Origin of the sequence: Bradyrhizobium manausense, from assembly GCF_018130615.1 — a bacterium.
Lineage (GTDB): Bacteria > Pseudomonadota > Alphaproteobacteria > Rhizobiales > Xanthobacteraceae > Bradyrhizobium > Bradyrhizobium manausense_A.
Window position 1 is genome coordinate 541,283 of sequence record NZ_JAFCKB010000001.1, and the last position, 13,407, is coordinate 554,689.

Genomic DNA, 13,407 nt, shown 5'->3' on the forward strand with positions numbered 1-13,407 from the left:
GAACGGTGTCATCGCCCGCGAAAGCGGGCGATCGCATTTTACGACGTCGCATCAACGCCTTCGCACCATCCACCGCACATCGCGCCGGGGAATCGCCGCCTACTGTGCATGGGGTTGTTTTTGCGATTTTGTTTTGCGGTCTATCGATTCCCGCCAAACAGCCGGTCCATCAGCCAGCCATCAAGCCCGGCGGCTGCCTCCGGCCGTGCATTGACATTGGCGCGTGTCGGTGGCGGCGGTGCGCGATAGCCGCCATTGCTGACCGGTGCTGGAGCGGGGCCGGGCACTGCCTGTGTCGGCGGCGACACCTGCGATGAGATCTGCACGAGGTTCGACGGCCCCCAATTGCTTTGCAGGTTCGGCAGGGCCGCCACCTGCACGCCCTCGTGCGCGGCGCGCATGAAGCGGGTCCAGACTTCCACCGGCAGGCCGCCGCCGGTCGCCTTCTTGGTCGGCGAGTTGTCGTCATTGCCGAGCCAGACGCCGGTGACGAGGTTCGCCGTGTAGCCGATGAACCAGGCGTCGCGGTAATCCTGGCTGGTGCCGGTCTTGCCGGCCGCCTGCCAGCCGGGGATCTCGGCCTTCTTCGCTGTGCCGGAGATCAGCGTCTCCCGCATCATGGTGTTCATCATGCCCACGTAACGCGGCTCTATCACCTGGTTGTGCTCGTCGGGCTGGCGCATGTAGAGCAGCTTGCCGTCGAGCGTCCTGATCCGCGTCACCACATGCGGCGCGACGGCGAAGCCGCCATTGGCGAACGGCGCATAGGCGCCAACCAGCTCGACCACGGAGACTTCCGAGGTACCGAGCGCGATCGAGGCGTTGGGCTCGAGCTTCGAGGAGATGCCGAGCCGGTGCGCGGTGCGCACCACGTTCTTCGGCCCGACCTCGAGGCCGAGGCGGATGGCGACCGTGTTGAGCGACATCGCGAGCGCCTGCGTCAGCGTCACCGCGCCGAAATATTCATGCGTGTAGTTCTCGGGCTTCCAGCCCTTGACCTCGATCGGCGCGTCCTGGCGGACGGTGTCGGGCGTCAGCCCTTGCTCCATCGCCGTCAGATAGACGAACGGCTTGAACGAGGAGCCCGGCTGACGCTTGGCGGTGACCGCTCGGTTGTACTGGCTCTCGGAATAGTTCCGCCCGCCGACCATCGCGCGCACTGCGCCGTCGGGTGTCATTGCCACCAGCGCGCCCTGGCTGACGTTGAACTTCACGCTTTTGGCCGCGAGCTCGTCGATGACGGCGGCCTCCGCCACGGCCTGGAGTTTTGGATCGATCGTGGTCTCGACCTTGATGCTGTCGTCGATCTGGCCGACGAGGTCGTCCAGCACCTCGCCGGTCCAGTCGGCAACGTAGTTCACGGTGCCGGCGCCGACCGGCTTCACATTGTAGGAGGGATGGCCGATCGAGGCTTGGGCCTGCGCCTCGGTGATGAATTTGGCGTCCGCCATCGCCCCGAGCACGACCTGTGCGCGCGCTTCCGCGCCTTCCGGATTGCGGTTCGGCGCGAGACGCGAGGGCGATTTGACGAGGCCAGCCAGCATCGCGGCTTCCGCGATCGTCACGCTCCTGGCCGGCTTGCCGAAATATCTTTGCGCGGCAGCTTCGACGCCGTAGGCGCCGGAGCCGAAATAGACGCGGTTGAGATAGAGCTCCAGAATCTCGTCCTTGGAATGCTTGCGCTCGAGCCAGATCGCGAGCTCCGCCTCCTGCAGCTTGCGCTGCATGGTGCGTTCCTGGGTCAGGAACAGGTTTTTGGCGAGCTGCTGCGTCAGCGTCGAACCGCCCTGCGACACGCCGCGATGAAGCACGTTGGTGACGAGCGCGCGCAGGATGCCGACGGGGTCGATGCCGAAATGCGAATAGAAGCGGCGGTCTTCGATCGCGATGAAGGCCTTGGGCAGATAGGGCGGCAGGTCTTTCAGCGACACGTTCGCGCCGGCCATTTCGCCGCGCTGCGCCAGCAGGCTGCCGTCCATGCCGACGATCTGGATCGTCGGCGGACGTTTTGGAATCTCCAGCGATTGGATCGGCGGCAAATGGGCACCGACCCAGATCACGACGCCGATCACGGCGATCACGCCCCACAGGCTCAGCACGGCGCCCCAATAGACGAGGCGGCCGAGGCCGGCGCTGATGGATGATTTCGACCGCCGCTTGGCACCGCTGCTTTTGGCCGGTGTCTTGCGCTCGCGCGGCGGCTCGTCGTCGGACGCCTCGGCCTTGCGCTTGCTCGCGGGCTTTTTCGGCTTGTCGTCGCCGCCACCGGGAATGCGATCCGCCGCCGTCAGGCGCAGATCGGCGAGCGCCGCGGGCAAGCCGAACAACGGCTCCTTCCGCCCACCCTTTCTCTTTCCCGACCCCATACTAAAAACGCCCGCTCACCCCGCCCCGCCGCACGCTAGCGGTCGCTGTTTAAGGCCCGGTTACCCCGTGCTTAACGACTGATTAGGAGATGCGGCATTCCCTGGCCGCAGTTCCGCTCATTGAGCGGCAGAGCTAGGATCGCGGCCATAACGAAGAGGGAACTCGCATGGGCCATATCGATCCGACCAAGGAGATTTTTGCACAATTCCGGGAGAACGACCGCCCGGGTCCGATCCAAATGCTCAATCTGGTGCGATTGCGCAAGGAAGCGGCCTATCCCGACGGCCGCAAGGCCAGCGGCGCGGAAGCCTATGCGGCCTATGGCCGCGAAAGCGGCCCGGTATTCACGCGCCTCGGCGGCCGCATCATCTGGCAGGGCCGGTTCGAGCTGATGCTGATCGGCCCGCAGGACGAGCGCTGGGATCATTGCTTCATCGCCGAATATCCAAGCGTCGCCGCTTTCGTGGAGATGATCCGCGATCCCGTCTATCGCGAGGCCGTCAAGCATCGCCAGGCCGCGGTGGAGGATTCGCGCCTGATCCGGCACGCGGTGCTGCCGGTGGGGAAGAATTTTGGCGAGATACCGGCCTGAGTGTCGTCATGGCTGGGCCTAGCCGTCCGAAGGACGGCGTCGCGCTCGCCTATGATCCGGCCATCCGCGACGTCCTTGGTCGCCCTAATAACGTGGATGCCCGGGCCTTCGCCTTGCCGAAGCGGCTTCGGCCGCGCAGGCGGGACAAGCCCGGGCATGACGTCGTTGAGACAGAAGATTTCGAGAGCTAACCCGCGGGACCCGAATCCTCCAGGATCGGGCCGAACAGCTCCCAGCGCTCGCCGTTGAACTTCATCATCTGAAGCTGCTTGTTGACGCGGTAGTCGGTCGCCGAGGTGTTGGCCTTGATGCCGGGCAGCGCGACGTCGGTCGTGAAGTCCTTCAGTGAAGCGGCCTGCTTCATGACATTCTCGCGCGTGAGGTTGTCGCCGCACTGCTTCAGCACATGGACCAGCAGCTGGGCAGTGCCGTAGCCGTAGGTGTTGAAGTTCGAGTCCTTGTCGCCGTCCGGATAGTACTTGGCCATGAAGTCGAAATACTTCTTCAGGCCGGCGTCGTCTTTCCAGGTCGGATCGAGCGGCTCCTTGCCGTAGTTGACGCTGATCAGGCCCTTGGCGGCGTCGAGGCCTGCAGGCTTCAGCACCGCGCCGACCGAGGTTGCGTTGATGTCGACGATCTGGGTCGGATGCCAGCCCATCTCAGCGATCTTCTTGATCGCCTGGGCGGCCTGCTTCGGCGTGGTCGCGCTGAAGAACAGATCCGCGCCTGCGTCCTTGATCTTGAGGATCTGCGAGTCGACGGTGGGATCTGACACCTCGTAGGAGGCTTCGGTCACGATCATCTTGGCGGCCTTGTCGCCGAGGCCAGCTTTGAGGCCGTTGATGTAGTCCTTGCCGAGGTCGTCGTTCTGGTAGAGCACGCCGATCTTGGCGTCCGGATGCTCCTTGAGAATGTACTGGCCGTAGATGCGGCCCTCGACGAAGTAGTTGGGGTTGTAGCCCATCGTCCACGGGAAGTTCTTCGGATCGGTGAACCGCGAGGCGCCGGTTGCTGCGAACAGCTGCGGCACCTTCTTGGAGTTGAGATATTTCTGGACGGCCGCGTTCACGGGCGTGCCGATGATCTGGAAGGTCAGCAGCACCTCGTCGCTCTCGACGAGCTTGCGGATCTGCTCGACGGCCTTCGGCGGCGAATAGGCGTCGTCATACTGGATCAAATTGATCTTGCGGCCGTTGATGCCGCCCTGCTCGTTGATCATCTTGAAATAGGCGGCCTGGGTCTTGCCGATCGACGAATAGGCCGATGCGGGTCCCGAGAACGGCATGGTCTGTCCGACCTTGATCTCGGTGTCGCTGGCGCCCGGATCATATTTCTTCTGGGCATTGGCCGCAGAGATCGACAGCGCCAGGGTCAGCGCCGTTGCCGTGGCCAGATGCAAAACTCCATTCCTCATTCGCAATTTCCTCAGTCTGTTATTGCCGATGGTCTGCCGGACGCACTGCGCGTCCGACGCCATCGCTGAGGGCGAGTGTGGAGGAGAGGTTGCTGCAACGCAAGGCGGGAAGGTGCTGGCCGTTCGTAGGGTGCGTTGGTTCGTAGGTCCGTAGAGTGGGTTAGCCGGGCAGATGTGCGAAGCGCATCTGTTCGGCGTAACCCACCACTGTTTGTCTTCGGGGACGCAGAAGAGGTGGGTTACGCCCCGCGGACTGCGCTTCGCGCAGCCGCAGGTCTAACCCACCCTACAAGATCGAACTAACCCGCCGGTCCGGAGTCCTCGATGATCGGTCCGAACAGCTCCCAGCGTTCGCCGTTGAACTTCATCATCTGCATCTGCTTGTTGACGCGGTAGTCGTTCGGACCGGTGTTGATCTTGATGCCGGGCAGCGCGAAGCTCGGGGTGAAGTCCTTGATGTTGGCGGCCTGCTTCATGACGTTCTCACGCGACAGGTCGTCGCCGCACTGTTTCAGAACCTGCACCAGGAGCTCGGCCACCGAATAAGCGTAGGTGTTGACGGTGTTGAGCTTATCGCCTTCGGGAAAATACTTGTCCATGAAGGCGAAGAAGGCCTTCACGCCCGGATCGTCCTTCCACTGCGGATCGCCCGGCTCCTTGCCATATTGGGTCGAGATGATGCCCTTGGAGATGTCGAGACCGGCCGGCTTCAGCGTCGCCGAGATCGGGCTCGCATTGATGTCGAGGATATGCACCGGCGTCCAGCCGAGGTCGGCGAGCTTCTTGATCGCCTGCGCCGCGAATTTCGGCGTCGAGGCGTCATAGAACAGGTCGACACCCATCGATTTCAGCTTGACCACTTGCGAGTCCACCGTCGGATCGGTGACCTCGTAGGAGACCTCGCCGACGATCATGCTGGCAGCCTTGTCGCCGAGGCCGCTCTTGAGGCCCGCGAGATAGTCGCGACCCATGTCGTCGTTCTGGTAGAGCACGCCGATCTTGGCGTTCGGATGCTCCTTCAGAATGTACTTGGCGTAGATGCGTCCCTCTGACACGTAGTTGGGATTATATGCGATGGTCCAGGGATAGTTCTGCGGATCGTTGAACCGCGCAGCGCCGGTCGAAGCCAGCAGCTGCGGGATCTTCTTGCCGTTGAGATATTTCTGCACGGCGGCGTTTGCCGCGGTGCCGATGATCTGGAAGGTGAACAGCACCTCGTCGCCCTCGACGAGCTTGCGCACCTGTTCGACGGTCTTCGGCGGCGAATAGGCGTCGTCATACTGGATCAGGTTGATCTTGCGGCCGTTGATGCCGCCCTGATCGTTGATCATCTTGAAGTAGGCGGCCTGGGTCTTGCCGATGTTGGCGTAGACGGAATAGGCGCCGGAGAACGGCACGGTCTGGCCGATCTTGATCTCGGTGTCGCTCGCGCCGATATCGTATTTCTTCTGTGCGAGGGCTTGGTTGGCGGAGAACGCGAAGGCGAGCGCCACCGTGGCAGCTAGATAGGCTCTGCGAGTCTTCATGTTGGTTGTTCCTCCTGACGGAATTTTCCGGCCGACGGTCTTTTCCCGTTTTTGCAACGGTCGCCATCGCTGTCGAAGAGTGTGGAGGAAGGGCAGGCCGCGCGCAAGGATCGCGGCGCTGCGCCGTAGCGCCTCAGGCCAAGGTCTTAAGCCAGGAACAGTGCTGCCAGCGCGATTGCGGCCGGCAGCGCCTGCACGATCAGGATGCGCGTGCTGACGGTCGCCGCGCCATAAGCGCCGGCCACGATCACGCAGAGCAGAAAGAAGACCTTGATCTGGAACGCGAAGGCCGGATTGCCGTGGACGAGCCCCCAGATCAGGCCGGCGACGAGGAAGCCGTTATAGAGGCCCTGATTGGCGGCCAGCACTTTCGTGATTTCGGCTTTCTCCGGCGTATTGCGGAATGTCTTCAAGCCAAGCGGCTTGTCCCAGAGGAACATCTCCAGGATCAGAAAGTAGGCGTGCAATGCGGCGACCAGCGCCACCAGGATATTGGCGATGAAAATCAAGTTGAGCTCCCCCAAAAGCGTCAGCTTTCGGGTGGACGTTAGCACAGCCGGCATGGCAAGTGCGAAATGTGTTTCGATGCAACGGTGTCGCGATGACCGCTCGATCAACCAAACCTCCTGAACGCCTCGGTCTCGATCGGCTGGTGACGCCGATCGGGATCGCGTTGCTCATCACCGATGCCGACGGCGCGTTGCGCGCGCTCGACTGGGACGACTACGAGCACCGCATGCGCGAGCTCTTGAGATTGCATCATGGTGCGGTGGAGCTGATTGATCGGCCTGCGCCGACGGCGATGAAGGCCGCGCTGTCGGCTTACTTCGCAGGGGATCTCGGCCAGCTCGCGCAAATCGAATGGCGCATCGCCGGAACGCCATTTCAGCAAAAGGTCTGGACTGCACTGGCGAAGATCCCTGCCGGCACCACGATGAGTTATGGCGCGCTTGCCGCAAAGATCGACAGGCCGAAGGCCATTCGCGCCGTTGGTCACGCCAACGGCTCCAACCCGATCAGCGTGGTGCTGCCATGCCATCGTCTGATCGGTGCGGATGGCTCGCTGGTGAAATACGGCGGCGGGCTGGAGCGCAAGCGCTGGCTGCTGCGGCACGAGGGCGTTGAGGTTTGAAGCTCAGTCATTCCGGGTTCGATGCTACGGGTCGCCCCGGAATGACGGAAGAGGTTCACGCCGCCGGCTGAACCGCCTTGTCGCCCGCCATGACGTGCGTCAGTGCGCTCTTGATCGCGGCTTGGCGGGTTGGCGCGTTGATCTGCGCGCCCAAGAGATCGGTGACGTAGAACACGTCGCGGGCGCGCTCGCCGAAGGTCGCGACATGGGCCGAGGCGATGTTGAGGTTTAGCTTGGAGATCGCGGTGGTCAGCTCGTAGAGCAGGCCGGGGCGGTCGAGGCCCGAGACCTCGATCACGGTGTAGCGGTCGGACCATTGATTGTTGATGGTCACTTCCGGCTCGATCACGAAAGGCCGCGCCTTGCTGCGCACGGTGCGCCGCGCCACCACTTCCGGCAGGCGAAGCTTGCCTTCGAGCACGTCCTCGATCATCTCGCCGATGCGCGTGGCACGCCGGCCCTCGTCCTCGTCGCGGTCGTATTCCCGCGAGATCGAGATCGTGTCCAACGCACGGCCATCGGTCGTGGTGTAGATCTGCGCATCGACGATGTTGGCGCCGGCCGAAGCGCAGGCGCCCGCGATGATCGACAGCAGCCAGGGATGGTCGGCGGCGAAGATCGTCAGCTCGGTGACGCCGCGCACTTCGTCGAAGCCGACATTGATCGCAAGCTTGTGGCCGGCCTGCTCGCTGGAACGGACGAAGCGGGCATGGCGGATCTTGCGCGGCAGCTCGACCTTGAGCCAGTAGGCCGGATAGTGGCGGCCGATATAGGCATCGAGCTCGTCCGCCGGCCACTCGGCGAAGGCGTTACGGAATTCGGCATATGCAGCGGTGAGGCGCTTGCCGCGATCGACTTCCGAGAAGCCGCCGGTCAGCACCGGCTCGGTTTCATAATAGAGCGAGCGCAGGAGCTGCGCCTTCCAGCCGTTCCACACGCCCGGGCCGACGCCGCGGATGTCGGCGGTGGTGAGGATGGTGAGCAGCTTCATCTGCTCGACGGACTGCACCACGGCGGCAAAATTTTCGATGGTCTTGCGGTCGGAGAGATCGCGAGACTGCGCGACCGTGGACATCGTCAGATGCTCCTCGATCAGCCAGGCTATGAGCTCGGTGTCGGCCGCGCTGAACCCGAGCCGCGGGCAGAGCCGGCGCGCGACCTTGGCGCCTGCGATCGAGTGATCCTCGGGCCGTCCCTTGGCGATGTCGTGCAGCAGCGTCGTGATGTAGATCACCGCGCGGTGCTCGGGCCGGATCTTGCGCATCAAATCGCTGGCGAGCGCGAACTCCTCGATGCCGCCGCGCTCGATGTCCTGGAGAAAGCCGACGCAGCGGATCAGGTGCTCGTCGACCGTATAGTGATGATACATGTTGAACTGCATCATCGAGACGATCTTGCCGAAGGCGCGGATGAAATGGCCGAGCACGCCGGTCTCGTTCATCCGCCGCAGCACGATTTCGGCGTTGTCGGAGGTCAGGATCTCCATGAACAGCCGGTTGGCTTCCGGATTCTCGCGCATCTGCGCGTTGATCAGGCCGAGCGAGCGCGTCACGTCGCGCATCGCGTCCGGGTGGAAGGCGAGGTTGTTCTTCTGCGCCAGGCGGAAGATACGGATCAGATTGACCGGATCGTGCTTGAACACGTCGGGCGCGGCGACGTTGATGCGGTTGTTGTCGACGATGAAGTCGTCGCTGTCGGGGACGCGCCGCTTCACGGCCGTGGGACGCAGCCGTGCCATCATCCGGCTCAGCACCGGAGCGGGCTTGGCCTGCTGATCCTCGAGCTTGGCGCAAAGGATGGCGGTGAGGTTGCCGACTTCCTTGGCGACCAGGAAGTAGTGTTTCATGAAACGCTCGACGTCCTGCATGCCGGGATGCGAGGTGTAGCCGAGCCTGACAGCGATCTCGCGCTGCAGGTCGAAGGAAAGACGCTCCTCGGCGCGATTGCAGTAGAAATGCAGATTGCAGCGCACCGACCAGAGGAAATCGGCGCAGCGGCGGAAGCTCCGATACTCCTGCGCGTCGAACACGCCACGTTCGACCAGCTCGTCGGTGTCGCGGACGCGATAGACGTATTTCGCGATCCAGAACAGCGTGTGCAGGTCGCGCAGGGCGCCCTTGCCGTCCTTGACGTTCGGCTCGACCAGATAGCGCGACTGGCCGCCGCGACGATGCCGCTCTTCGCGTTCGGCGAGCTTCGCCGTGACGAATTCGGACGCGGTGCCCTGCACCACTTCCTTGTCGAAGCGCGCGACCAGCTCGTCATAGAGAGGCTGGTCGCCGGTGAGGAAGCGCGTCTCCAGGATCGCGGTGCGAATGGTCATGTCGCCGCGGGCCTGCCGGATCGATTCATCGACCGAGCGCGTGGCATGACCGACCTTCAGCCCCATGTCCCAGAGACAATAGAGAATGGCTTCCGCGACCTGCTCGCCCCAGGCGGTCTGCTTGTAGGGCAGGATGAAGAGCAAATCGATGTCGGACTCGGGCGCCATCAGGCCGCGGCCATAACCGCCGGTCGCGACCACAGCCATGCGCTCGGCCCCGCTCGGGATCGGCGATCGGTAGAGATGACGGGTCGCGGCCGAGTAGAGGATGCGGATGATCTCGTCCTGCACATGGCACAGCCGCTCGGCGCAGCGCCGTCCATGGCGATCCTTGAGCAGGATCGCCTGCGCTGCGGCGCGCGCGGCGATCAGCTCGGCCTTGAGCAATTGCGCCATCGCGGTACGGAACGCGTCTTCGCGGCCCTGATGCTTCTCCGCGAGTGCATCGACCGCGGCGGTGATCCGCGCGGTGTCGAAGCGATCATCCACCTCTGGCTTATGCTCGGTCGCAACGCTGTCCATGTCTCACCGGATATAAGAGGTGACAGGCGCTGTCACCCGCCATTCTCTGGCAATAGTCGTTCCATGCTGGAAAAGACCGGCTGGAAGCAAAATTGTTCTCGGGCCGCGCGCTTTCAAGGGTGGGATTTTCTCGTTGATTTCTAGATGTAACTCATTGAAAAATAATGAAGTTTTCAAGGAGGCTGGGCATGGCTGACATGACACGACGCATTTTGCTGGCGGGAGCCGTCGCGCTCGCGCTGACCCCCGCGGCAAGGGCTGCAGATCCGCTCAAGGAAATCCGCATCGACTGGGCGACCTACAATCCGGTGTCGATGGTCCTGAAGCAGAAGGGGCTTCTCGAGAAGGAGTTCGCCAAGGATGGCATCACCATCACCTGGGTGCAGTCGGCGGGCTCGAACAAGGCGCTCGAATTCCTCAATGCCGGCTCGATCGATTTCGGCTCGACCGCGGGCTCGGCGGCGCTGGTCGCGCGCATCAACGGCAATCCGATCAAATCGATCTATGTCTATTCGCGTCCCGAGTGGACCGCGCTGGTCACGGGCAAGGATTCCAAGATCGCGAGCGTTGCCGATCTCAAGGGCAAGCGCGTCGCCGTGACGCGCGGCACCGATCCGCACATCTTCCTGGTGCGCGCGCTGCTCGGTGCTGGTCTCACCGAAAAGGACATCACCCCGGTGCTGCTCCAGCACGCCGACGGCAAGACCGCTTTGATCCGCGGCGACGTCGATGCCTGGGCCGGTCTCGATCCCATGATGGCGCAGGCCGAGGTCGAGGAGGGCGCAAAGCTGTTGTATCGCAAGGCCGATGCCAACACCTGGGGCATTCTCAATGTGCGCGAGCAGTTCTTGAAGGACTATCCGGACGCCGCTCGCCGCGTGCTCGCGGTGTACGAAGAGGCGCGGAAATATTCGCTCGCCAACTACGACGAGCTGAAGAAGACCTTCATCGCGGTCACGAAGCTTCCCGACGCCGTCGTCGACAAGCAGCTCAAGGAGCGCACCGAGCTCACCCACAGCCGCATCGGCGCCCCCCAGCGCGAGTCGATCCTTGCCGCAGGCCTCGCCCTGCAGCAGGCCGGCGTCGTCGACCCCAAGGTCGACGTGAAGGCGACGCTGGACGCGCTGATCGACGACCAGGTGCCGCTGCCGACGAATTAGCTCGGCAAACGCGCGCCACATACTCCGCCGTCGTCCCGGGCGCGAAGCGATCCCGGGACGACGGCTGTGAGTGTGGCAACACTGTTGCATTCCTTTCCTGGACGCGCTTCCTAACGGCCATGATCTCCGACGCGCCAGTTTTGCAGCAATCTTCGGAACCCGCCGAGAGCACTGCCGTGCCCTCGCGGCTATCGCGCTATGCGCGGCCGATGCTGGGGCTGCTGCTGCCGGTTGCGCTAGCGGTCGGCTGGGAGCTGGTGGTCTGGTTCGGCTGGTCCAATGGCCGGCTGGTGCCGCCGCCCTCGCGGGTCTTCGCCACCATCACCGAGCTTGCACGCTCCGGCGAGCTGGTCCGCCACATCGCAGCGACGCTGTGGCGCGTCGGTCTTGGCTTCGCCTTCGGCGTGGTCGCGGGCACGCTGTTGGGCGCGATCTCCGGCTATTGGTCGCTGGCACGGCGGCTGTTCGATCCGACCGTGCAGGCGCTGCGCGCGATCCCGTCGCTGGCCTGGGTGCCGCTGTTCATCCTCTGGCTCGGCATTTTCGAAACCTCGAAGATCGCGCTGATCGCGGTGGGCGTATTCTTCCCGGTCTACCTCGGCGTGATGGGCGCGATTCTCTCGGTCGATCGCAAGATCGTCGAGGTCGGCCGCACCTTCCGTCTGTCCGGCTTTGCCATGATCCGCCGCATCCTGCTGCCCGCGGTGCTGCCGGCCTATGTCGTGTCCTTGCGTGTTGGCCTCGGTCTCGGCTGGATGTTCGTGGTGGCGGCCGAGCTGATCGGCGCCTCCGAAGGCCTCGGCTATCTGCTGCTCGACGGCCAGCAGCTCGGCAAGCCCGCGCAGATCCTCGCCGCCATCGTGATCTTCGCCATCCTCGGCAAGCTCACCGACTGGCTGATCGAGGTCGCGGCCGCGCCCTTCCTGCGCTGGCAGGACGCCTTCGCCCGACCGAAGGGAGCGTAACACGATGCTCGCGCTCGACCGGGTCAGCAAGACCTATCCCAACGGCGTGCAGGCGCTCGCGCGCTTCTCCGCCGAGATCAGGCAGGGCGAGATCATTGCCATCATCGGCGGCTCCGGCTGCGGCAAGTCCACGCTGCTGCGTGCCATCGCCGGGCTTGACCGCGCCAGCTCCGGCACGGTGACGCTCGACAGCGAAGCCATCGCCTCGCCGCATGCCAAGATTGGCATCATCTTCCAGGAGCCGCGGCTGCTGCCCTGGCTCAGCGTCGCCGACAATATCGGTTTTGGCCTTGCCGATCTGCCGGCGACTGAACGGCGCGAGAAGGTGACGCGCGCGCTGGCCCGCGTCGGGCTCGCCGACAAGGCGCAGGCCTGGCCGCGCGAGCTCTCCGGTGGACAGGCGCAGCGCGTTGCGATCGCCCGCGCGCTGGTGCCGCAGCCAGAGGTGCTCCTGCTCGACGAGCCGTTCTCGGCGCTCGACGCCTTCACCCGTCGCGACCTCCAGGATCATCTGCTCGACCTCTGGGCCGATACGCGCCCGACCTTGATCCTCGTCACACATGACGTCGATGAGGCCGTGGTGCTGTCCGACCGCGTGCTGGTGATGCGGCCGCGGCCCGGCCGGCTGTTCGACCAGATCGAGATCAATCTCGGCCGGCCGCGCGACCGCAATTCGCCGCTGTTCGAGAACTTCAAGCGAAGTGTGCTGACGTCGCTCGACCGTTCGCTGGACCGTAACGTGCCCGACCGTGACGCAACCCAGGGTCCCGGTCAGGCCATGTGGTGGTGACAATTTCTCCCTGAGCCGGTACATCGAGGGGCAATTTTTCCGGGAGAGAACAAGATGGACGCCGCAGAACTGCGCCAGATGCAGGCCCCGATCAAGGAGCGCTACAAGACCGATCCCAAGACCGCGATGATCACGCTGAAGGCAAAGGGCTCGACCGACAGCGAAGGCATCGCCTGCAAGGTCGAGACCGGCCGCGCCATCGCGATGGCCGGCCTGCATCCCGCCACCGGCGGCTCCGGCCTCGAGCTTTGCTCCGGCGACATGCTGCTCGAAGCACTGGTCGCCTGCGCCGGCGTCACGCTGAAGTCGGTCGCGACCGCGATCGAGGTGCCGCTGAAGACCGGCAACGTCTATGCCGAGGGCGATCTCGACTTCCGCGGCACACTCGGCGTCGACAAGGAGACCCCGGTCGGCTTTGCGGAAATCCGGCTGCGCTTCGAAGTCGACACCGATGCGCCGCAGGACAAGCTCGATCTCTTGCTCAAGCTCACCGAGCGCTATTGCGTGGTCTACCAGACCATCAAGAACGGCCCGAAGGTTTCGGTGTCGATGCAGCGGATGTGATTGCCTACCTCTCCCATAGGGAGAGGTCGCGCTGAAAGCGCGGCAGAGGGGC

General features: G+C 63.9%; 11 protein-coding genes. 6 read left to right on the forward strand and 5 right to left on the reverse strand.

What is annotated here, in order from left to right; genetic code table 11:
- Positions 1–140 precede the first annotated feature (140 nt).
- The gene (locus tag JQ587_RS02575) at positions 141–2,366 is read right to left on the reverse strand and encodes a transglycosylase domain-containing protein (protein ID WP_212424325.1); all 2,226 of its coding nucleotides are present in this window, start codon (positions 2,364–2,366) and stop codon (positions 141–143) included.
- Between the two features lie 167 nt (positions 2,367–2,533).
- Between JQ587_RS02575 and JQ587_RS02580 the strand changes: the two genes are divergently transcribed.
- On the forward strand, positions 2,534–2,959 hold the full coding sequence (locus JQ587_RS02580; RefSeq protein WP_212424326.1) for a DUF1330 domain-containing protein: 426 nt from the start codon (positions 2,534–2,536) through the stop codon (positions 2,957–2,959).
- Positions 2,960–3,146: 187 nt separating this feature from the next.
- Here JQ587_RS02580 and JQ587_RS02585 read toward each other — a convergent pair whose 3' ends face one another.
- The 3 genes from JQ587_RS02585 to JQ587_RS02595 form a co-directional block, all read right to left on the reverse strand.
- On the reverse strand, positions 3,147–4,373 hold the full coding sequence (locus JQ587_RS02585; protein ID WP_212302137.1) for an ABC transporter substrate-binding protein: 1,227 nt from the start codon (positions 4,371–4,373) through the stop codon (positions 3,147–3,149).
- Between the two features lie 299 nt (positions 4,374–4,672).
- A complete protein-coding gene (locus JQ587_RS02590) occupies positions 4,673–5,899 on the reverse strand; it encodes an ABC transporter substrate-binding protein (protein WP_212424327.1) in 1,227 nt (408 codons plus the stop codon).
- A 146-nt stretch (positions 5,900–6,045) separates the two neighbouring features.
- Positions 6,046–6,408, reverse strand: coding sequence for a DUF1304 domain-containing protein (locus JQ587_RS02595; protein ID WP_212424328.1), 363 nt, complete (start codon positions 6,406–6,408; stop codon positions 6,046–6,048).
- Positions 6,409–6,500: 92 nt separating this feature from the next.
- Between JQ587_RS02595 and JQ587_RS02600 the strand changes: the two genes are divergently transcribed.
- The gene (locus tag JQ587_RS02600) at positions 6,501–7,031 is read left to right on the forward strand and encodes a methylated-DNA--[protein]-cysteine S-methyltransferase (protein ID WP_212424329.1); all 531 of its coding nucleotides are present in this window, start codon (positions 6,501–6,503) and stop codon (positions 7,029–7,031) included.
- A 55-nt stretch (positions 7,032–7,086) separates the two neighbouring features.
- On the opposite strand, the gene JQ587_RS02605 is transcribed toward JQ587_RS02600, so the two are convergent.
- Positions 7,087–9,876, reverse strand: coding sequence for a [protein-PII] uridylyltransferase (locus JQ587_RS02605; RefSeq protein WP_212303278.1), 2,790 nt, complete (start codon positions 9,874–9,876; stop codon positions 7,087–7,089).
- A 188-nt stretch (positions 9,877–10,064) separates the two neighbouring features.
- Here JQ587_RS02605 and JQ587_RS02610 point away from each other — a divergent pair, with 188 nt between their 5' ends.
- The 4 genes from JQ587_RS02610 (at position 10,065) to JQ587_RS02625 (ending at position 13,355) form a co-directional block, all read left to right on the forward strand.
- Positions 10,065–11,036, forward strand: a complete 972-nt coding sequence (locus JQ587_RS02610; RefSeq protein ID WP_212303279.1) for an aliphatic sulfonate ABC transporter substrate-binding protein — start codon at positions 10,065–10,067, stop codon at positions 11,034–11,036.
- 119 nt (positions 11,037–11,155) lie between these two features.
- Positions 11,156–12,001 (forward strand): ABC transporter permease, encoded by an 846-nt coding sequence (locus tag JQ587_RS02615; protein WP_212303280.1) that lies wholly within the window; start codon positions 11,156–11,158, stop codon positions 11,999–12,001.
- A gap of 4 nt (positions 12,002–12,005) precedes the next feature.
- Positions 12,006–12,791, forward strand: coding sequence for an ABC transporter ATP-binding protein (locus JQ587_RS02620; protein WP_212303281.1), 786 nt, complete (start codon positions 12,006–12,008; stop codon positions 12,789–12,791).
- Positions 12,792–12,845: 54 nt separating this feature from the next.
- Complete coding sequence (locus JQ587_RS02625) at positions 12,846–13,355, forward strand: OsmC family protein (RefSeq protein WP_212303282.1); 510 nt, start codon at positions 12,846–12,848, stop codon at positions 13,353–13,355.
- Positions 13,356–13,407 lie beyond the last annotated feature (52 nt).

Bases quoted from the DNA above. Each gene is read 5' to 3' on its own strand.
- JQ587_RS02580 (WP_212424326.1), top strand. From the start codon at position 2,534: ATGGGCCATATCGATCCGACCAAGGAGATTTTTGCACAATTCCGGGAG.
- JQ587_RS02620 (WP_212303281.1), top strand. From the start codon at position 12,006: ATGCTCGCGCTCGACCGGGTCAGCAAGACCTATCCCAACGGCGTGCAG.
- JQ587_RS02590 (WP_212424327.1), bottom strand. From the start codon at position 5,899: ATGAAGACTCGCAGAGCCTATCTAGCTGCCACGGTGGCGCTCGCCTTC.
- JQ587_RS02575 (WP_212424325.1), bottom strand. From the start codon at position 2,366: ATGGGGTCGGGAAAGAGAAAGGGTGGGCGGAAGGAGCCGTTGTTCGGC.
- JQ587_RS02605 (WP_212303278.1), bottom strand. From the start codon at position 9,876: ATGGACAGCGTTGCGACCGAGCATAAGCCAGAGGTGGATGATCGCTTC.
- JQ587_RS02600 (WP_212424329.1), top strand. From the start codon at position 6,501: ATGACCGCTCGATCAACCAAACCTCCTGAACGCCTCGGTCTCGATCGG.
- JQ587_RS02585 (WP_212302137.1), bottom strand. From the start codon at position 4,373: ATGAGGAATGGAGTTTTGCATCTGGCCACGGCAACGGCGCTGACCCTG.
- JQ587_RS02610 (WP_212303279.1), top strand. From the start codon at position 10,065: ATGGCTGACATGACACGACGCATTTTGCTGGCGGGAGCCGTCGCGCTC.
- JQ587_RS02625 (WP_212303282.1), top strand. From the start codon at position 12,846: ATGGACGCCGCAGAACTGCGCCAGATGCAGGCCCCGATCAAGGAGCGC.
- JQ587_RS02615 (WP_212303280.1), top strand. From the start codon at position 11,156: ATGATCTCCGACGCGCCAGTTTTGCAGCAATCTTCGGAACCCGCCGAG.